A 212-nucleotide genomic window follows, 5' to 3' on the forward strand; every position below is an offset into this window, starting at 1 on the left:
CCTTACTGGTTCCTAAAGTGATGTAACCTTCATTAAGCTTAACGTCGTATACGCCATGCGGAATTACAACACCATTTGAAAATGTATTGAAATCGTGATCATATACTTTTACCGTTTGAGTACAATAAAATTTTCCATCTCGGTAGAAATTACCTATGAATTCTTTTTTTTACATCTATACTGATAATCGGATTTTCGCTGTTAGAATAGAA

General features: G+C 32.5%; 1 protein-coding gene. It reads right to left on the reverse strand.

Annotated elements, in window-relative coordinates:
- Positions 1 to 157 (reverse strand): ISAzo13-like element transposase-related protein (locus ASJ81_RS24705; protein WP_449288774.1); only part of this gene is annotated, 157 nt, incomplete at its 3' end.
- Between the last annotated feature and the right edge of the window lie 55 nt (positions 158 to 212).

Origin of the sequence: Methanosarcina spelaei (genome assembly GCF_002287235.1) — an archaeon.
Taxonomy (GTDB): Archaea; Halobacteriota; Methanosarcinia; order Methanosarcinales; family Methanosarcinaceae; genus Methanosarcina; species Methanosarcina spelaei.